This window comes from Streptococcus pluranimalium (assembly GCF_047785745.1).
Lineage (GTDB): Bacteria > Bacillota > Bacilli > Lactobacillales > Streptococcaceae > Streptococcus > Streptococcus pluranimalium_B.
This window is the reverse complement of sequence record NZ_JBLOJT010000014.1, coordinates 1-19,494: the sequence shown is the minus strand read 5'-3', so window position 1 is coordinate 19,494 and position 19,494 is coordinate 1. Positions and strand designations below refer to the sequence as shown.

The 19,494-nt window shown below is 38.3% G+C and carries 24 protein-coding genes; 22 read left to right on the top strand and 2 right to left on the bottom strand.

Annotation, left to right across the window (positions count from 1 at the left end; all coding sequences use genetic code 11):
- Positions 1-207: 207 nt before the first annotated feature.
- The 18 genes from ACMZ6U_RS03365 to ACMZ6U_RS03280 all read left to right on the top strand — a co-directional run bounded on the left by ACMZ6U_RS03365 (position 208) and on the right by ACMZ6U_RS03280 (position 15,379).
- Entirely contained in the window at positions 208-1,647 is a 1,440-nt protein-coding gene (locus tag ACMZ6U_RS03365; protein ID WP_416106254.1) for a 6-phospho-beta-glucosidase, read from the top strand.
- A 12-nt stretch (positions 1,648-1,659) separates the two neighbouring features.
- Positions 1,660-1,899: a SemiSWEET transporter gene (locus ACMZ6U_RS03360; protein ID WP_416106252.1), complete on the top strand. Its 240-nt coding sequence runs from the start codon at positions 1,660-1,662 to the stop codon at positions 1,897-1,899.
- Positions 1,900-1,934: 35 nt separating this feature from the next.
- The gene (locus tag ACMZ6U_RS03355) at positions 1,935-2,183 is read left to right on the top strand and encodes a hypothetical protein (RefSeq protein WP_416106251.1); all 249 of its coding nucleotides are present in this window, start codon (positions 1,935-1,937) and stop codon (positions 2,181-2,183) included.
- Positions 2,184-2,435: 252 nt separating this feature from the next.
- Positions 2,436-2,762: a hypothetical protein gene (locus ACMZ6U_RS03350; RefSeq protein WP_416106249.1), complete on the top strand. Its 327-nt coding sequence runs from the start codon at positions 2,436-2,438 to the stop codon at positions 2,760-2,762.
- A 14-nt stretch (positions 2,763-2,776) separates the two neighbouring features.
- Positions 2,777-3,100 carry a hypothetical protein gene (locus ACMZ6U_RS03345; RefSeq protein ID WP_416106247.1) on the top strand — a complete coding sequence of 108 codons (324 nt, stop codon included), beginning with the start codon at positions 2,777-2,779 and terminating at the stop codon, positions 3,098-3,100.
- 15 nt (positions 3,101-3,115) lie between these two features.
- Positions 3,116-3,442, top strand: a complete 327-nt coding sequence (locus ACMZ6U_RS03340) for a hypothetical protein (protein WP_416106245.1) — start codon at positions 3,116-3,118, stop codon at positions 3,440-3,442.
- A gap of 180 nt (positions 3,443-3,622) precedes the next feature.
- The gene (locus ACMZ6U_RS03335) at positions 3,623-3,937 is read left to right on the top strand and encodes a PTS cellobiose transporter subunit IIB (protein WP_017769051.1); all 315 of its coding nucleotides are present in this window, start codon (positions 3,623-3,625) and stop codon (positions 3,935-3,937) included.
- A 43-nt stretch (positions 3,938-3,980) separates the two neighbouring features.
- A complete protein-coding gene (locus tag ACMZ6U_RS03330) occupies positions 3,981-5,972 on the top strand; it encodes a BglG family transcription antiterminator (protein ID WP_416106243.1) in 1,992 nt (663 codons plus the stop codon).
- A gap of 1 nt (position 5,973) precedes the next feature.
- Positions 5,974-6,288 carry a PTS cellobiose transporter subunit IIA gene (locus ACMZ6U_RS03325; RefSeq protein WP_416106241.1) on the top strand — a complete coding sequence of 105 codons (315 nt, stop codon included), beginning with the start codon at positions 5,974-5,976 and terminating at the stop codon, positions 6,286-6,288.
- A 12-nt stretch (positions 6,289-6,300) separates the two neighbouring features.
- A complete protein-coding gene (locus ACMZ6U_RS03320) occupies positions 6,301-6,822 on the top strand; it encodes a hypothetical protein (RefSeq protein WP_416106239.1) in 522 nt (173 codons plus the stop codon).
- A 20-nt stretch (positions 6,823-6,842) separates the two neighbouring features.
- The gene (celB, locus tag ACMZ6U_RS03315) at positions 6,843-8,204 is read left to right on the top strand and encodes a PTS cellobiose transporter subunit IIC (RefSeq protein WP_416106237.1); all 1,362 of its coding nucleotides are present in this window, start codon (positions 6,843-6,845) and stop codon (positions 8,202-8,204) included.
- A gap of 119 nt (positions 8,205-8,323) precedes the next feature.
- Positions 8,324-9,166 carry a Cof-type HAD-IIB family hydrolase gene (locus ACMZ6U_RS03310; RefSeq protein ID WP_416106235.1) on the top strand — a complete coding sequence of 281 codons (843 nt, stop codon included), beginning with the start codon at positions 8,324-8,326 and terminating at the stop codon, positions 9,164-9,166.
- Between the two features lie 91 nt (positions 9,167-9,257).
- Positions 9,258-10,733 carry a glycoside hydrolase family 1 protein gene (locus tag ACMZ6U_RS03305; protein ID WP_416106233.1) on the top strand — a complete coding sequence of 492 codons (1,476 nt, stop codon included), beginning with the start codon at positions 9,258-9,260 and terminating at the stop codon, positions 10,731-10,733.
- A gap of 46 nt (positions 10,734-10,779) precedes the next feature.
- A complete protein-coding gene (locus ACMZ6U_RS03300) occupies positions 10,780-11,382 on the top strand; it encodes a histidine phosphatase family protein (protein WP_416106231.1) in 603 nt (200 codons plus the stop codon).
- Positions 11,383-11,391: 9 nt separating this feature from the next.
- Positions 11,392-11,997, top strand: a complete 606-nt coding sequence (locus ACMZ6U_RS03295; protein WP_416106229.1) for a histidine phosphatase family protein — start codon at positions 11,392-11,394, stop codon at positions 11,995-11,997.
- A gap of 99 nt (positions 11,998-12,096) precedes the next feature.
- Entirely contained in the window at positions 12,097-13,536 is a 1,440-nt protein-coding gene (locus ACMZ6U_RS03290; RefSeq protein WP_104967604.1) for a 6-phospho-beta-glucosidase, read from the top strand.
- Between the two features lie 255 nt (positions 13,537-13,791).
- Positions 13,792-14,439, top strand: a complete 648-nt coding sequence (locus ACMZ6U_RS03285; RefSeq protein ID WP_416106227.1) for a YczE/YyaS/YitT family protein — start codon at positions 13,792-13,794, stop codon at positions 14,437-14,439.
- 97 nt (positions 14,440-14,536) lie between these two features.
- The gene (locus tag ACMZ6U_RS03280) at positions 14,537-15,379 is read left to right on the top strand and encodes a Cof-type HAD-IIB family hydrolase (protein ID WP_416106225.1); all 843 of its coding nucleotides are present in this window, start codon (positions 14,537-14,539) and stop codon (positions 15,377-15,379) included.
- A 13-nt stretch (positions 15,380-15,392) separates the two neighbouring features.
- Here the strand turns inward: ACMZ6U_RS03280 and ACMZ6U_RS03275 are convergent, their stop codons facing one another.
- Positions 15,393-15,947 (bottom strand): TetR/AcrR family transcriptional regulator, encoded by a 555-nt coding sequence (locus ACMZ6U_RS03275; protein ID WP_416106223.1) that lies wholly within the window; start codon positions 15,945-15,947, stop codon positions 15,393-15,395.
- A 114-nt stretch (positions 15,948-16,061) separates the two neighbouring features.
- Here ACMZ6U_RS03275 and ACMZ6U_RS03270 point away from each other — a divergent pair, with 114 nt between their 5' ends.
- The 4 genes from ACMZ6U_RS03270 to ACMZ6U_RS03255 are packed head-to-tail and all read left to right on the top strand — an operon-like array spanning position 16,062 to position 18,929.
- Positions 16,062-17,042 (top strand): NAD(P)H-dependent flavin oxidoreductase, encoded by a 981-nt coding sequence (locus ACMZ6U_RS03270; RefSeq protein ID WP_416106222.1) that lies wholly within the window; start codon positions 16,062-16,064, stop codon positions 17,040-17,042.
- A 1-nt stretch (position 17,043) separates the two neighbouring features.
- Complete coding sequence (locus tag ACMZ6U_RS03265) at positions 17,044-18,372, top strand: NtaA/DmoA family FMN-dependent monooxygenase (protein WP_416106220.1); 1,329 nt, start codon at positions 17,044-17,046, stop codon at positions 18,370-18,372.
- Between the two features lie 3 nt (positions 18,373-18,375).
- Positions 18,376-18,531 carry an NAD(P)-binding domain-containing protein gene (locus ACMZ6U_RS03260; protein ID WP_416106218.1) on the top strand — a complete coding sequence of 52 codons (156 nt, stop codon included), beginning with the start codon at positions 18,376-18,378 and terminating at the stop codon, positions 18,529-18,531.
- On the top strand, positions 18,528-18,929 hold the full coding sequence (locus ACMZ6U_RS03255; RefSeq protein ID WP_416106216.1) for a hypothetical protein: 402 nt from the start codon (positions 18,528-18,530) through the stop codon (positions 18,927-18,929). Before ACMZ6U_RS03260 ends, ACMZ6U_RS03255 begins: the two co-directional genes overlap by 4 nt.
- Before the next feature lie 272 nt (positions 18,930-19,201).
- Here ACMZ6U_RS03255 and ACMZ6U_RS03250 read toward each other — a convergent pair.
- The coding region (locus tag ACMZ6U_RS03250; protein ID WP_416106214.1) for a transposase at positions 19,202-19,494 on the bottom strand (293 nt) is incomplete at its 5' end.

Genomic DNA, 19,494 nt, shown 5'->3' with positions numbered 1-19,494 from the left:
GTGATTTTGAATGATTAGGACTTAAAAGACTAACTAAAAACTGGAAATGAAAGTAAGTTTTTTAACTAGGGAGATGTAAGATGTGATGTTGAAAGTGCTTAAGACTTCCTCCTTGAAATTTCCTTAGTCACTAAGGAAATTTTTTAGATGGTCAATAATGTAATCGCTTGCTAAAATAAGACTATACTTATTTAATAGGAGGCTATTATGTCCAAATTACGTGAAGATTTCTTATGGGGTGGTGCCGTTGCTGCTCATCAACTTGAAGGAGGCTGGCAAGAAGGTGGCAAGGGGATCTCGGTAGCAGATGTGATGACTGCTGCTCGTCACGGTGTCCCTCGTGAAATTACAGCAGGTGTTTTAGAAGGTAAATATTACCCTAACCATGAAGCGATTGAATTTTACCATCGCTATAAAGAAGATATTTCCCTGTTTGCAGAAATGGGCTTCAAGTGTTTCCGGACGTCAATTGCTTGGACACGAATTTTTCCAAAAGGAGATGAATTAGAGCCAAATGAAGAAGGTCTCCAATTTTATGATGATCTCTTTGATGAATGTTTGAAATATGGCATTGAGCCAGTTGTAACGCTATCTCATTTTGAATTGCCATACCATCTCGTTACAGAATATGGTGGTTTTACAAATCGTAAGGTTATTGACTTCTTTGTTCGCTTTGCTGAAGTAGTCTTTAAACGTTATAAAGATAAGGTTAAATACTGGATGACCTTTAACGAAATCAATAACCAAGCCAACTATCAGGAAGATTTTGCGCCATTCACCAACTCGGGAATTGTTTATAAAGAAGGTGATGACCGTGAAGCCATCATGTACCAAGCAGCGCATTATGAACTGGTTGCATCAGCCCGTGCTGTCAAAATTGGTCATGAGATTAACCCTGACTTCCAAATTGGCTGTATGATTGCCATGTGTCCGATTTACCCTGCGACATGTAAACCATCTGACATTCTAATGGCTCAAAAAGCCATGCAAAAACGCTATTACTTTACAGATGTTCATGTCCATGGCTTCTACCCAGAACACATTATCAAGTACTGGGAACGAAAGGGTATTGAAGTTGATTTTACAAAGGAGGACCGTGAAGACCTCCTCGAAGGTACTGTTGACTACATCGGTTTCTCTTACTACATGAGTTTTGCCATTGATTCACACCGTGACAATAATCCTCATTATGATTACCTTGAAACAGAAGATTTGGTTAAAAACACTTATGTCAAATCTTCTGATTGGGATTGGCAAATTGACCCAGAAGGCCTTCGTTACAGTCTAAACTGGTTCACAGATATGTATCACTTGCCACTCTTTATTGTGGAAAATGGTTTTGGTGCCATTGACCAAGTCGAAGAGGATGGCATGGTGCATGATGATTACCGTATGGACTATCTCGGTGCTCATATCAAGGAATTCATTAAAGCAGTGGACGAAGATGGGGTTGATTTGATGGGTTACACACCTTGGGGATGTATTGATCTGGTATCTGCTGGTACAGGTGAAATGCGCAAACGCTATGGTTTCATTCATGTCGACAAGGATGACAACGGTGAAGGAAGCCTTGAACGAACACCGAAGAAATCCTTCAATTGGTATAAAAAAGTGATTGCAAGTAACGGTGACAGTCTTTTGACGTAAGGAGAACGACTTATGATAGGATTTGTAGCAGCTTGTTTAACGACCTTTGGCTTTATTCCGCAGGTGATTAAAGTCATAAAGACAAAAGATACCGAATCTATTTCACTTGGGATGTATGTCATGGCTGTCACTGGAATGCTGCTTTGGCTAGTGCATGGTATCCGTATTGGGGATACTGCCTTGATGCTAGCCAATGCTATTTCAGCAACTTTAGCTGGTATTGTTTTAGTCTATAAATTGATTTATAAATAATACCATTACCCAACAGAAAAGGAGACTATTAGTTTTTGTCATTATTTGCCCCACAGTCATCAAATGGAAAGACCATTTATGCGATTACCTTTAGTAATTTAGAAGAAATACCTGATTTAGCTTCAAATGAGGAAGTTATGTCCCATATAGTGATTAAGCAATGTAATGCTGAATCCTATGTGATTGAAAGTGATATCAATGATGCCAAATTAAAAGAATTAATCCAGACAGTTTTTGATTTAAAGCCAGGACAAGTATTTGTTACATCCAGAAGAATTGTCTAGATTATTATTATGAAAATTAGGAAAACAAGGGTTAGCAGTAATCCTTGTTTTTTTTGAGAAAATCTTTAAAAACCATTAAGTAAACGCTTGCAAAAGAAGAGGTTTAAGAGTAGAATATATATAATTTATTTCAAAGAAAGTGTGAAGCCTATGTGGTATGTGCCTTTGTTTTTAAGATTTAATTTGTTTAAACCACCGAGAGAAACTCTTTCGTAAGTTGATGTCTAATGACTAAAAATAAAGAGGTTAAAAATGGAAGTATTATTTGGACTTATTGTTATTGTTGGCTTTATGTATTTTTTCTGTAGAATTGTGATTGGAGTCAGAAAAAATCTAATTACACCTAGCTACGGAGAAAACAAGAAGTATACGACTTACTTTATTAATTTTAAAAATACTACTAGACCAGATTTAAGAACAAGTGATCGTTTTAATGAGGTGGCGAAAGTTAAATTTGATACAGAAGATGGTTATAGCGTAGCATCCTCCATTAATGATCGTAAATTGAGAGATTTAGTTATGGCTGAATTTAATTTAAAAGCTAGTCAAGTAATTGTGACTTATAGGAAGGTTGTTTAAAAGTTGTTTATGTTATGATTGTTACTTTTATTTATGCTCTATTTGCGATGCTTTTCTTTGTAATTCTTTTAATTTGGGTGAACCATAAGCTTAAAGAAAAACAAACAGAAAATCACTATGCTGTTTATCGTATTCAATTTAAAAATAGTGTTGATGAAGTGCCGATTACTCAAAGTGTAGACATTTTATCTCACGTGACAGTCGCCATTGAAGATGATTATGGTTATGTTGTTCATAGTGATATTGATGATCATCATTTGAAAAGTTTAATGCTGCAAGAATTTAATCTCAAACCATCACAGTTTATTGTTACATCAAGACAATTTATGAATTTCTAGAGGGAGGTATGTTGAGTGGTATTTGTATATATCATTGGAATTCTACTGCTATTATATATTTTCTATCTTTCCTTTAAGTCTATGGTTTTTGTTAATAGAAACTACGGTTATAATTACTTGGTTCGTTTTTATAAAATAGAAGACATTCCAGATTTAAAAGCTAATAAACGGTTTCATCGGAAATTTAGAGTAGTATCCCATTCTTCAAAAGATGTTTATACTGTTCAATCCAGATGGAGTGATCAAGAATTAAAAGAAAATATTATAAAAGAGTACAGACTTGATGATAATCAGGTAACGGTTCAATCTCTACAGGTCTCAGGACCATTGGGAATGGTTTAATAAAATGGAAAATCAGTTCGATTGAGCTGATTTTTCCTATTTTGATGAGATAAGGAAATTCTAAAAATTAAATAGAGACTTTTTCCGCAATGCTAAGGAAAAAGTCTCTTTTGATGTTGTAAACGATTTCAAATATACTTAAATCATAAGATAAATAAAAAATACTTGGAGGTTATCCTTATGACTAAAGCTTTGATTATCTGTGCTGGAGGCATGTCATCTTCACTCATTGCAAAAAAAACACAAACACTTTTGGCAGAACAAGGCCATGATATTGAAATGAATGCTGTCGGTGTTCCTGAAGGTGGTAAGAAAATCAATGCGGCTGAATATGATTTGTATCTCATTAGTCCACAAACTAAAATGCATTACAAACAATTTGAAGAAGCAGCTAAAAAAGTTGGGAAACCAATCGTTCAAATCCCACCACAAGCTTATATTCCAATTCCAATGGGAATTGAAAAAATGGCAAAATTGGTTTTGGATAACATCTAATTCCTTGTTATTATAGAGTGACTATTTAATCTAGGAGGATGACATGCTTAATACCAAAGAAAAAATGATTTTACAATATCTCTATCAACATAGAAGAGATTATTCAACGAGTAAAGTCTTAGCAGATTATCTTTCCTATTCGGACAGAACGATTCGGACTTATATCAAGAAATTATCATCAGATTTATCTGTTGAAGAAACGGGTTTTAGAATTGTTTCTAAACAAGGTTTTGGCTATCAGCTTGAGGTCATCGATGATGATACTTATCATCACTTCCTCGTTAAAAATGATTTGGCTTTAGGCCTAGACTATGGTGATATTGAAAATCGTCACAAAGCTATCTTAAACAAATTAATTTTTGAAGAAGAAACAATCTTGTTTGATGATTTAGCAGACCAATTATTTGTCAGTCGTTCTACCTTATCTAGTGACTTTAAAAAAATTCGAAGTCAATTAGCGAAATATCAACTTAGTATTGAGAGTAAACCCTATCGTGGCGTTTATGTTTTGGGAAATGAGCAAGATAAGCGCCATTTTATTATGGATTATTTCTTTGGTGACCAGTTTCATCAAAACATGTCACATTTTGTTGGTAAAAACATATTGGATTTACCCTTATCTTTAGAAGAGCTAACCATAATGGTTTTGGATGAATGTCGTAACCAAGGTTTGAAATTATCAGATTATGCTATTCAAAACCTAGTGATCCATCTTGGATTAGCTATTCAACGTTTTCAAAAAGGGTTTAATATTTCGCCGATTGATTTGGATCCTGTAAAATACCAAAAAGAGCTAGCTGTGGCTCAGAATATCAACAAGAGACTTTCCAATCGTTTAAAAGAAGTTGAGGTCATCCCTACTGAAGAGACTGCATACATAGCCCTACATCTGATTTCCAAATCTGTTACGGAACAACAGTCATTGAACCTGATGGCAACGCTAAGGCAGGAAGTCAGCCTACATTTGGAAGCATATGATCAAAAAGCAGGCTATGATTTTTCAAATGACATGTCTTTGATTGAAGGATTACTAACTCATCTAGAAATTCTTTTAGAACGATTGACCAATAATATTCATCTAGATAATCCACTTTTGGAGGATATTCAAAAACGATACTTAGATATTTTTAGACTGACAACAGACTTTATGTCAGAACTTCCGTCCTTTCAACCTTATCGTCTATCAGAGGATGAGATTGCTTATGTTGCCCTTCATTTTATGGCATCAATAGAGCGTCAAAAGGAGAAGAATAAATTAAATGTTCTAGTGATTTGTGCAACTGGTTTTGGAAGCGCACAGATGCTTAAAAACAGAATTATCAATGAGTTGGGACAATTAGTCACTATTTCAGATGTTATTGGTTATTATGATTTAACGAATGATAAGTTGAAAAATATTGATGTCATTATATCAACTATTGATTTGTCTAACTTAGTATTTAATATTCCAGTTCAAACGGTGAGTGTCTTTTTATCGGAGCAAGAAGTGCTTGAAGCTAAAAAAACTTTCTCTAAACTCAGGGGAAGACATCATCAAAAAACGCTCCAGCAAGAGGATGACCTTCTAGGGAAAGATACGCTCTTATCTTCTTTTGATGATTATTTTTCAAAAGAAAACTTCATAGTTTTGGAAAATGCGACAAAGTCAGAAGTTATTTCTAAGCTGATTCAGCGACTCATACCAGATGAGTCCAGTCAGCAAGAAGAATTAGAAGATTTAATAAAAGGACGCGAACGTTTAAGCACTTTGGTATTTGATCAAGATATTGCCGTTCCTCATCCCTTAAAACCCATTTGTGAGAAACATCAAATCGCAGTAGCAGTTGTTAAAAATGGATTGTATTGGGAAGATGGTTTTGAAAATATCAAACTTGTTTTCTTGGTAGCACCGTCCATCTACTCGAATGAAGGATTAAAGGTGATTACTAGTCGAATTGTTGATTTGGTTGATTTACCTAAAGTAAAAAACGCTCTGATTAATGCCAAGGATTTTGAAACATTTAGAAGCCTATTTTTAGATAGTAAAAGGAGTTAATATGAATACAGAAGAATTGCAAATGGCTGCTTTTGGTATCATTCTAAGCAGTGGAAATGCTCGTACAATCGTTCATGAAGCTTTTGCTGCCATGCGCGAAGGAGACTATGGCAAAGCTGAGCAATTACTTGAAGATGCCAACGCAGATATGCTTGAAGCACACCATGCACAAACAGATCTTTTGCAAGCCTACGCTGGCGGTGCAGAAATAAAAATTGAAATCATCATGGTGCACGCACAAGACCACTTAATGACGACCATGACATTACGCGAAGTGGCACTTGAAATGTTGGCTTTGTATAAGAAAGTTGGATAGGGAGGTAATGATATGAGTAAGGTAACGTCTATTCATCAAAAACATAAGACTCCTAGAACAACAGAGGAGATTAGAAGAGAAGTTAAGTACAAAAATAATTTATTTAACCGTTACATGCTCTTTCGTTACAGTCTCGCGCTCTTTTTCTTTGCAAATATCTATTGGTCACTAGCTTTGTTTTTTAAGCCAAATCTATACTTGCTTGTACCTTTTGCTATGCTTGTCCTATTAGTCATAGCAACAATTGAACAATTTAAACTCTATGGTATGTCAATACCAAAGTTGTCACATACAGAATTAGCTTTAAAAACACAGTTGGTGATTAATATCCTAATCATTATCTTGACGATCGTCAACCAAACATCTATATTATTTCCAACGTTCACGAATCAGTTGTCTGCAAAGTTAGTGATTATCATTCTGCAAGCTTTAGGGATACTTCTTATTAATATCAATTTGAATCGCATTGCTTTAATTAAACAGAATAAGGATAACTATTACCAACGTTTTCAAACTATTGAAAAATACATTTAATTTTTAGGAGGAATTCTCTTATGGAAGAACAAAAAGGTTTCTTTGGTATCTTAGAACGCTATCTCATGGGGCCTATGGGGAAAATAGCATCATATAAAGTCGTGAGAGCTATCACAGCTGCTGGTATGGCAGCAGTGCCTTTCACTATTGTTGGGTCAATGTTTTTGGTTTTTAGTATTTTGCCATTATCATTTTCATTTTGGCCAGTTGTTGCAGATATTTTTGCAGCATCATTTGATAAGTTTACAGCTCTTTATATGGTTGCTAATTATGCAACGATGGGATCATTGTCACTTTATTTCGTGCTTACCATTGGCTACGAATTAACAAAAATTTATGCTGAAGAAGAAGACCTAGATTTGACGCCACTTAATGGTGCGCTCTTGTCACTCTTTGCTTTCATTATGACTGTTCCTCAAATTGTTTTTGAAAAAGGAATGATGTCATCAGTGATTTCCCTTAAAGAAGGTGGCGTTGTTGCCGATGGTTGGGCAATGGCAAATGGTGTTACCCGCTTTGGTACTACTGGTATCTTTACAGCTATTATTATGGGTGTTGTTTCAGTTCTTTTGTACCGTATGTGTGTGAAAAATAACTGGGTTATCAAAATGCCTGAATCGGTTCCAGAAGGTGTATCTCGTGGTTTCACAGCCTTAATTCCTTCATTTGTTGTTGCTTTCTTTGTTATCATTTTGAATGGTATTCTTGTCGTACTTGGTACAGATATTTTCCAAGTTATTGCTATTCCATTTGGATTCGTTGCAAACTTAACAAGTACTTGGATTGGTCTTGTTATCATCTATCTACTAACACAAGCTCTATGGATTGTTGGTATCCACGGTGCAAATATTATCTTTGCTTTTGTTACTCCAATTGCTCTTGCTAATATGACTTTGAACGCTGGAGGAGAACGTCTAGTTGTTGCTGGTGAATTCTCAAACATGTTCGTTATCGCTGGTGGTTCTGGTGCAACACTTGGTCTATGTATTTGGTTGGCTACTCGTGCAAAATCTGAACAATTATCAGCTATTGGTAAAGCTTCAATCGTTCCAGGATTCTTTAACATCAACGAACCTTTGATTTTTGGTTTGCCAATTATCTATAATCCATCTCTTGCTATTCCATTTATGCTAGCACCTGTTGCATCAATGACCGTTTACTATTTCTCAATGAAACTTGAACTTATTAAACCTGTCATTGCTCAAGTTCCATGGCCAACTCCTGTAGGTATCGGAGCTTTCCTTGGTACAACTGACTGGAAAGCAATTATTGTAGCCTTGCTTTGTGCTTTGGTTGCCTTCCTTATCTACTATCCATTTATTAAAATTTATGATAAACAACTTCTTAAAGAAGAGGCAGAAAATGCTGCTGAATTAGGATAGTAAATGAGAGACCACCTAGCGTGGTCTTTTGATTTCCCACAATAGTATCAGTTTTTCGTATAAAAAGTCTAGTTTTTTAGAGCTGGGCTTTTTATAATATAGGATAATGGAGGTTTTTTATGACGATTAAAATGATTGCTAGCGATATGGACGGAACTTTTTTAGATGATAAGGGAATTTATGATCGTCAGCGTTTTGAAAGTATTTTGGATGGACTTGATGAACGAGGTATTCGCTTTGTAGTAGCAACTGGTAACAATATGGATCGTATTAATATCATGTTTAGAGGACTTTTGGACCGTCTAGATTTTGTGGTGGAAAATGGTGCTCATCTTCTTATCAGAGGCGAAACAATCGACCGTTTTGTTCTTAATCAAGCTGATGTGACTCAGTTTTTAGAGTATTTCAAAGCGCAATTAGCAGCATATCGTGTGATTTTGACAGGCACAAAGCATTCTTATATGTTGGAAGCAGCAGAATGGGAAATTACCAATCACATGATTTCTCCTGAAGAAGCTAAAGCATTTGTAGATGCCATCGTTCGTGTCGAATCTTTCGATGATATTCCAGAGGATGAAACCATTGTTAAAATGAGTATGATGACAGGAGATGCAGCAGAGGCGGATGCTGTCATGGCTGATTTTAATGCGCATTTTACAGGTAATCTACGTGCTGTGACGTCTGGTTTTGGTACTATTGATATCATTCAAACAGGTGTCCATAAGGCGGCCGGTTTGCAGGTTTTGATGGAGCGTTATGGCATTTTACCAGAAGAGCTCATGGCTTTTGGCGATAGTGGCAATGATGTTGAAATGCTACACCTTGCCAATTATTCCTATGCCGTTGATAATGCACCACAAATCATCAAACAACATGCTAAGTTTTTAGCACCAGATCATAAGGAAAATGGGGTTCTAGAAGTTATCGAGGATTATTTGAATCTTCATGCCGTAAAATCATAAGATAGTATCGGTTTTCCTAGTAAATAGTATTAGAAAAGGCTTTCTATTAGTAGTATATTATGTTTAATATAAGATATGAAGGAGTCGAAAAATGACAAAACAATTTCCACAAGACTTTTTATGGGGCGGCGCCACAGCTGCCAATCAGTACGAAGGAGCCTGGGATGAAGGTGGTCGTGGACCAGCAACCTCAGATACAGCAAGAGCAGTTGCTCCAGAAGACCGTAAGACCATTGGTGGTGAATTGACAACACCAATGAATCACGAACGTTTGGAGTTTGCCTTGACTGATAAAGAAGGCCTTTATCCAAAACGCTGGGGTTCTGATTTTTACCATCGTTATAAAGAAGATATTGCGCTTATGGCTGAAATGGGCTTTAAAACCTTCCGACTTTCTATCGCTTGGTCTCGTATTTTTCCAAATGGTGATGAAACAGTACCAAATGAAGAGGGCTTGGCATTCTATGATGCTGTCTTTGACGAATTGAACAAGCATGGGATTGAGCCTTTAGTAACTTTGTCACATTATGAATTTCCGATTGGTTTGGTGAAAGAATACGGCGGCTGGAAAAATCGTAAAGTGATTGACTTCTTTGTCCATTATGCTGAGACAGTTTTTAAACGCTATAAAGGGAAAGTCAAATACTGGTTGACCTTCAATGAAATTAACATTCTCGGCTTGACAGGCTATCTTTCTGGTGGTTTGCTTTTTAAAGATGGCAAACTCAATCTCCAAGACATGTACCAAGCGGTTCACCACCAGTTTATCGCCTCAAGTTTAGCGACTAAAGTGGGGCATGAGATTGATCCAGACAACCAGATTGGGATGATGTTGGCTCGTATGGAGGCTTATCCTGCAACCTGTCATCCAGACGATATCATGCAGTCAATCACTAAAGACCATGAAAATCTTTTCTATGCTGATGTGCAAATTCGCGGCAAATATCCAAGCTATATGAACCGTTTCTTTAAACAAAACAATATTAACGTGGTCTTTGAGGATGGCGATGAAGATATTCTCAGCCAATACACCGTTGATTTCATGAGTTTTTCATACTACATGTCTTCAGTGACCCGTCATCCTAATAATCAAACGGAAGAACAGAAAGCCACCGCTGGAAACTTGATTCTTGGAGAAACCAATCCTTATCTAGAAGCATCTGACTGGGGCTGGCAGATTGACCCTGTGGGACTTCGTGTGACGCTTAATAAACTCTACGATCGTTATCAAATCCCACTCTTTATCGTTGAAAATGGTCTTGGTGCCCTTGATACCCTTGAGGAAGATGGTTCTGTTCACGACCAATACCGTATTGACTATTTGGACAAACACATCAAACAAATGTACGAAGCCATTGAAGATGGTGTGGAGCTTATGGGTTACACCATGTGGGGCTGTATTGACCTTGTTTCAGCCTCAACGTCAGAAATGTCTAAACGCTACGGTTTTGTTTATGTTGATGCGGATGACCAAGGAAACGGCAGCTTTGACCGATATCGTAAGGACTCCTTTTTCTGGTACAAGGATGTTATTGCAACACAAGGCCAATCCATTTTAGAAGATTAATGCTAGAAAACCAGTTTCATCTGGTTTTTCTTTGAAAGGAAGAGTAATGACTAAACTATATTTAATGCGACATGGGGAAACACTTTTTAACACCCAAAAACGTGTACAGGGTGCTTGTGATTCACCTTTGACAGAACTAGGGATTGAACAAGCTAAACTTGCTAAAACTTATTTTGATCAAGAAGGTATCGCTTTTGATGAGGTCTATTCGTCAACGCAAGAGCGGGCGACTGATACTGCTAAACTAGTTTCTGGATGTGAGCAGGTCGCTCAATTGAAAGGCCTTAAAGAGATGAGTTTCGGTCAGTTTGAAGCACAGCCTGAAATGCTCTTGCCAAAGTTCAGAGAAGGAGCAAACTCTTTCGAAGACCTCCTTGTTCCATTTGGCGGTGAGGACATTCGTCAGGTAGGCAAACGTGTTCACCAAGCAGTTGCAAAAGTGATGGCGGCCTCAACTGCAGAAAATACTTTGATGGTCAGCCACGGAGCAGCCATGTGGGGACTTATTTTGGAACTTGGTATCAGTTTTCCACCAGGTGTGTATTTCTCTAACTGTGCTCTTTGTCAGTTTAAGGTGGCAGAGGATGGCACATTGACACTAGAAAAAGTTATCCTACCGACTCAAGATTTTAAAACCTATGATTTTTAAAGAGGGCTTATGACTAAAACTTTATATTTGATGCGCCACGGCCAAACACGTTTCAATGAGCTTAAACGGATTCAAGGCGTTTGTGATAGTCCTTTGACAGATTTGGGGATTGAGCAGGCGACTAAGGCGCGTGATTATTTTGAAAAGTTGGGGCTGGCATTTAACGCAGTGTATTCATCTACGCAGGAGCGAGCAATTGACACAGCTGAAATTGCCTCAGGTCGCAGTGATATCATTCGTCTCAAAGGCTTGAAAGAGATGGATTTTGGGACTTTTGAGGGACAATCCGAAACTCTTAATCCGCCATTGACACCAGGTATCGGCTATGGTGACTATTTTGTACAGCATGGTGGGGAAGACTCTATGGCGGTGCGCCAAAGAATGGGGGATACCGTGAGAGATTTACTAGCAAAGCATGATGAGGGAGATGTTGTCTTAGCCGTCAGCCACGGTGCGGCTATTGCCCAATTTTATCGTGGTGTTTTAGCACATCCACCCCAAGTTCGCATGAGTAACTGTGCTATCTTAAAATTCGACGTGGAAGATAATGACTTTAGCTTAGACTATATCTATGATCCTATTAATGAAAGCCTGCTTTATGAGACTAAACAGTAAATTGTCATAGTATAGTATCAGTTTATCTGATAAAACAATCAGTTTTTAAGGTATTGGAATGTTATAATAGAAATAATAAATCATGAAAGAGGTTTCAAAATGACAGAATTAAAAGCTTTTCCAGATGGATTCTTGTGGGGTGGCGCAACAGCTGCCAACCAAGTTGAAGGTGCCTATGATGTTGATGGACGTGGTTTAGCCAATGTTGACGTGGTGCCAATTGGGGAAGATCGCTTCCCAATCATTGCTGGTCAAAAGAAAATGTTTGATTTTGAAGAGGGGTATTTTTACCCAGCAAAAGGCTCTATCGATTTTTACCATAATTATAAAGAAGATATTGCACTTTTTGCGGAAATGGGCTTTAAAACTTATCGTATGTCTATCGGTTGGACACGTATTTTCCCTAAAGGGGATGAGTTGGAGCCAAACGAAGCAGGTCTTCAATTCTATGAAAATGTCTTCAAAGAATTGCGCAAATACGATATCGAACCCTTGGTAACTATCACGCACTTTGATTTTCCTATGCATTTGATTGAAGCATACGGTGGATGGCGCAACCGTAAGGTTATCGAATTCTACGAGCGTCTCTGTAAGGTCATCTTTAACCGCTACAAAGGCTTGGTTAAGTACTGGCTAACTTTCAATGAAATTAACATGATTCTTCATGCACCATTCATGGGAGCAGGATTGTACTTTGAAGAAGGTGAAAACCAAGAACAAGTAAAATATCAGGCAGCCCATCATGAGCTAGTTGCATCAGCCATTGCCACAAAAATTGCCCACGAAGTTGACCCTGAAAACAAAGTGGGATGTATGCTTGCGGCTGGTCAATACTATCCAAACACAGCTCACCCACGTGATTATTGGGCAGCTATGCAAGAGGACCGTGAAAACTATTTCTTCATTGATGTGCAAGCACGTGGAGAATACCCTAACTACGCTAAGAAAAAATTCGAACGCCTTGGCTTAGACATTGAAATGACTGATGAAGACTTGGCGCTTTTGAAAGAACATACCGTTGACTTTGTCTCATTCTCTTACTATTCAAGCCGTGTGGCATCAGGTGACCCTGAAGTCAATGAAAAAACAGCTGGTAACATCTTTGCGTCTATTAAAAACCCATACTTGGAAGCATCTGAATGGGGTTGGCAAATTGACCCGCTTGGCCTTCGCATCACATTGAATACCATCTGGGATCGTTACCAAAAACCAATGTTTATCGTTGAAAATGGTCTGGGTGCGGTTGATACACCAGATGAGAATGGTTATGTCGAAGACGATTACCGTATCGATTACCTGCGTTCACATATTGAAACCATGAATCAAGCCATCAATGAAGATGGTGTTGAGTTGCTAGGTTACACAACATGGGGACCAATCGACCTTGTTTCAGCTGGAACAGGGGAAATGAAAAAACGTTACGGTTTTATCTATGTTGACCGTGATAATCAAGGTAATGGTACCCTGAAACGTTCTAAGAAAAAATCATTTGATTGGTACAAGAAAGTGATTGCATCAAACGGAACAGATATCGACTAATTCTGACAGAAAGATGGAAGACTGGACACTTGAGTCTGGTCTTTCATCATGCAAATCAAAAAAGGTAGGCTTCAACAATCTGCCATTTTGTCAGAAAATCATTCCTCTCATTTGCGATGTGCTATATGCCTCAAGGACGTCCTAATGATAATGAACGATACATGGACTCAATTAATCCTTTTAATTGATAGGGGAAATTTCAAAACATCCATGTTATAATGAAAGAACATATTATTTTTCCGAAAGGTTTTGCTTGTGTCTCATCGCGTTAATCGTTTGAATCAGATTCTATTTTACCTGATTGGGGGCTTCTTGATTGGTCTGGGGATTACCCTATGCACCAAGGCTTCTTTGGGAGTTTCACCTGTTGTTTCCTTGGCTTATAATATCTCAGTCATTTTCAAGATTCCCATTGGAATCACCAGTTTTGCAAACTTTGTGCTTTGTATCTTTATCCAGTTTTTATTATTGCGGAAGGATTTTGAACGATTTAGGATTTTGCAAGTGGTGGCTAGTTTTCTGACCAGTTTCGTCATGCAGATTTTTGATGAGCTGCTAGTAACTCCAGAAACTCTAACGTTGCGCTTTACTTGGCTTTTTGCTGGGATTGTGGTCATGGGGTGTGGTGCATCTTTGACTGTTGCCATGCGCTTTATCCCCAATCCTGCTGACGCTCTTGCGCATACAGTGGGGCAGGTGACAGGCAAAGGTTTTGGAACAGGTAAAAACCTCATTGATATTGTTTTTATTAGTTCTTCCTTGCTCCTATCCTTCACAGCTGGGAAGGGATGGCTTGGTGTTGGTATCGGAACTCTTATTGCCAGTCTGGGAACAGGTCGAGTGATTGCAGTTTTCTTCCCAATTTTTGAAAAACTTTATGAAACACATGTCGAAAAAGCATAGGATAGTATAATTATTTCAAAGGATAGTCATGGATTCATGGTTATCTTTTTCTTATACTAAAGATAAAAAAATAAAGAGCATATAGAAGAGGTAAATAATGTCAAAAATGATATTTTTAGATGTTGATGGGACTCTTGTCGACTATGATAATCGTATCCCAGAATCAGCAGTCAAAGCCATTCGCTGGGCGCGTGAAAAAGGGCATAAAGTCTATGTCTGTACAGGACGCAGTCGTGCAGAGATGCAGCCAGAAATTTGGGACATTGGCATTGATGGCATGATTGGCGGTAACGGCTCTTACGTCGAAGATAATGAAGAAGTGGTTATGCACCAGTTGATTTCCAAAGAAGAAGCCAGACATATCGTTGACTGGTTGCATAGACGTGGCTTGGAGTTCTACCTTGAATCCAACAATGGTCTCTTTGCGTCTGAAAATTTCAAAGAAGCCGCTCGTCCAGTTCTTCGTAAATACAGCCTTCGCAAAGGAAAGACAGAAGAAGAAATCAAAGACCAAGAAGCAGAAGATGCTCTTCATGGTTTGATTTATGGCGGTGAGCTATACCGTGATGACCTTAACAAAGTCAGCTTTATCTTGTCAGACTATCAAGATCACTTGGACTCTATCGAAGAATTTCCCAATCTTGAAGCTCATACTTGGGGAGGTCGGGGCGAAACAGCACTCTTTGGTGACTTAGGCGTTAAAGATATCAATAAAGCTCATGCGATAGCTGTTCTTTTGAAGCATCTTGGTGCTGAGCAAAAAGACACCATTGCCTTTGGTGATGCTAAGATTGATATTCCTATGTTAGACTATTGTCATATTGGTGTTTCGATGGGAAATGGTGGTCCTGAAATTCTCAAGATGGCAGATATGGTAACCGATGATGTCGCAGAAGACGGACTTTATAATGCCTTTGAAAAATTAGGGCTATTTGATTAGTCTAAAAACAAAGTTAGTTGCCTTTTAAGTGTTTTAAGATAGTAAACAGTTGTTCCTGAGCTTCAAGTAGTGTCAAATCAGTTTCTAATAACCAATAGCTAATAAATGACGCAACCGCACCTGAAAAGATGTGAATAAATGCTAGATTGATATTATCTGTAAATTGCTGATTTGTTTTGATATTAGCATGGATGAGCATATCACGGAAGGCCAGTGAAAAATGTGCTGGCTGACTTTTCAGTAATTGGTAAATTTTTTCCTGATGTTGATCGACAGCAATTAGGATATTATCAAGAAATTGACGGTTTTCAGAGGCTTGTATGTCTGCAATATTTTCAGCTACAGGTCTACAGGCATCTTCCATAGCCAGTAATATCTCTGTTTGGATTGCTTGGTAGAGATGTTCCTTGGTTTCATAATGTTGATAGAAAGCATTTCTAGAAATGTGTGCGTTTTGACAAATTTCTTTAACTGAAATTTGCCTAAGTTCTTTAGCCATCAAGAGCTGTAAAAAAGCATCTTGTATGGCTTTTTCTGTTTTTTCAAAACGTAAATCTAGTTTGACCATGACAGTTCTTCCTTTTGTGTAATCTAAGTGACAGTAAATTTAAAAGTGTCATTTGACGATTTTAAATGACAGTTGTAATATTTGAAGTATAACAAAGCACAAAGGAGAAATCAAATGGCAAATCGTATTACAGACATTTTAGGTATTGAAAAACCAATTATTCAAGGGCCACTGGCTTGGTTGACAAATGGTAATTATGCTGGAGCAGTGAGTGCAGCAGGGGGACTAGGCGTGCTGGGTATTAGTGCAGGTCAGAAAGTAGCAGCAACAACTGTAGAAGAAACTATCGAGAATATGCGTCGTGAGATTCGTATCGCCCGTCAAATAACAGAAAATCCTCTAGGTATCAATGTTGCTCCTGGTCATCCTATGACTGATATTTTCACCGGTCCTATGCTTGACCTCATGGTAGAAGAAGGTGTTCAGGTAGCTGTTATGGTTGGTGTTTTTTCTGCTGAATGGACTGCCCGATTCCATGAAAAAGGGATTAAAGTGGTCTTTCATGCAAGCAACCCAACTATTGAAAATACAGAAGAAGCTATCCAGGGTGGCGCAGACATCATTGTGGCCACGGGTTTTGATGAAGGCGGGACTGTTCCAGAAAAGATTATTGGTACTTTCTCTATAGTGCCAATGATTGTTGATGCAGCTAAAGGTCGTGTACCTGTCATGGCAGCAGGTGGGATTTCGGATGATAGGACTGCTCGTGCAGCCTTTGCTCTAGGAGCAGAAGGTCTATATGTCGGAACAGCTTTCATGATGTCAGAAGAGTCCATTTTGGCTCAAAATATTAAGGAGCAAGCCTTGACAGCTAATGCCTCTGACTTACTTCTCTATCGGACTGTTCCTGCTTACTATCGTTCTCTTCCTGGGGAAATTCCAAATAAACTCTTGGAGATGAGTCAGGCAGGTGCTATAGAAGAAGAAATTTATGAAGTAAAACGTGGTTATAATGGTATGCGTGATGGTATGCTCTTTGGCGATTTGACCAAGGGATTCGCTTCCTTTGGATTAGGTATTTCGATGATTGATAAGATCGAGTCAGTAGCAACTATTATGGATAAATTGATGAGTGGCATTGAGGAGTTTGTATAAGATGACAGAACAAAAACAAATGGTAATAGGTCTTGCCATGTTTGGTGCAGCAGGTTTGAATCTAAAATCATGGAGGGATCCAAAAGTTAAGTTATCTGAGTATCCAGACATTTCAGTGGATATTAGAGCAGCCCAGTTGGCTGAAAAAGGGAAATTCCAGTTTATGTTTTTTGGTGATTTTCCAGGTATTAAAAGTAATGACGGTGGTGATATGCAAACCATGGGGATGGCCCCTCTCTTGCTTGCCAGCATTATCAGTAGTCATACCCAACGTATTGGGATGGGTGTGACCCGCGCAACGTCATGGTCAAATCCTTATGATGTGGCAAGGCAGTTTAAAACTCTGGATGCTGTCAGTAAGGGACGTGCGGCTTGGAATGCTGTCACAGGCGCTAATGGTGTCAGTGCACAAGCCTATGGGGTCAACTTGTCTCCAAGCTTTGACCGCTATGGAAAAGCTTACGAATTTGTGGAGGCAGTGCAACATTTATGGGCAACTTGGAGAGAAGATGCTTTAAAACTTGACCATTCAACCAAAGAATTTGCTGGCTATGATCAAGTTAAAAATATCAATGTTAAAGGGGAGTTTATTGAGTTTTCGGGTACCCTACCGATTCCACCCTCCAAGCAGGGACAGCCACTGATTATTCATTCAGGTGGTTCTGATAATAGCATCGCCTTTGCTGGTAAATATGCTGATGTCTTTGTTGGGGAATTGTATACAATCGAGCAAGGTCAAGCTATGCGTCAGGCACTTCGTGATGCGGCAGTTGCTAATGGACGTAAGGCTGATGACATCAAGTTTATTGCTGGTGTTATGCCATTAATGGGTGATACGAAAAAAGACGCTATTGAGCGCCATGCTACGTTTATTGATGGTAAAACACTCTTGCAACGTATTGCTTATATCGGCTATGTTTTAGGAGTTGAGTTTACACCTGCTGATCTCGAACAGCCAATCTCTTCTGAGATTTTGGATGCCGTCGAAATCACGCCGTATAGTGACCCCCGAACTGAAAATGTGATTAAAGTAGCACGTGAAGGGTGGACCTTACGTGAGGTTGTTTATCATTCTGTGATTGATTATCATCCAGCAGCTGTTGGGACATCACAAGATATTGCAGATTATATGACTGACTGGTTCGAAGAAGGGGCAGCCGATGGCTTCTGGGTCATGCCTGATTCTTATGATATTGATTTACCACGCTTTGTGGACGAAGTGGTACCAATGCTTCAAGAGCGGGGAGTTTTTCATAAGGATTATGAGGGAGAAACCTTGCGGCAGCATTTTGGGTTACCTTATCAATATGGGGTGAGAGGAGAAGAGTAAGTTATGACTACTGCTATTAGTATTATTGGACAAGGTAATATGGGTCAAGCCTTAGCAAGGCATTTTGAACAGGCTGGAATTTCTGTACAAATCTTTGGACGAGAACAGGAAGTAGTGCAGGGAAGTTTGTTGTTTTTGCTGTTCCTTATGAAGATATGATTAGCCTTATCTATCCCAATCAAGAGCATTTTATTGATAAAATTATCATTGACATTAGTAATCCTCTGGACTATAAGACCAAAAAATCCCTATTGGCCTTAGATGAGTCTGTTAGCCTTAAGCTAGCATCGCAATTCCCTGATTTGACGTTTATCAAAGCTTTCAATACTAGCTTTACTTCAAGTAGAGTCATTGCTACTGAATCACCTCTGGTCATGATTGCGGGCGATTCGTCGTCAGCTAAAGAGAAGCTTATCACGCTGCTCAATCAATCACATTTTAAAACTATTGATATGGGAAATTTGGATCGAAGCCGTGATTTGGAGGCCTTTGCCCGTGTGCAACTTTCTTTATTAGAAGCAGGTCATATTAAACCTTTAAAGAGTTTTGCTCTATAAACCAATATTTCCTGATAAAGGCAACGGTATTTACAAGAAAAATGAAACTATTTTTCTATTTTGAAATTAAAGTCAGTAAAAATAGGTTGATACTGAGTGCATTGCAGAAGATAAATACCTCTATATGATAGTCAATTTAAATGAGTAGCTATTTAGAGCGACATCAACAACTAATAAAAAAGTTTTAAATGAAAATAGAATATCATATTTTGATGTCAAGTGAATATGAGTAAAAACTCAAGTCTCAATTATTCTATATAATACCCGTGGTGCTAGTTGATTTCAAAATATCTCAAATGATAAGCCAGTGTGATTTGTTCGATTCTCAATTGTAGTCCCCTAATGCTTCTAGTCAACCTGTGCTCAATATCAAATAGCGCACAAAGTTCAGAAAAGCGAGTTTCGATCGTTCTTCTCATGACAAGTAACTGCCAATGGTTATGTTGTTCTGCACCGACCATGTTTTGACGTAATGGTGTCCATAAGTGATAGCCTTTCTGTTCTAACCTATCTTTTAGCTCTTGACTGAGGTAGCCTAAATCGGCAAGAACTACAGATTGCCTAA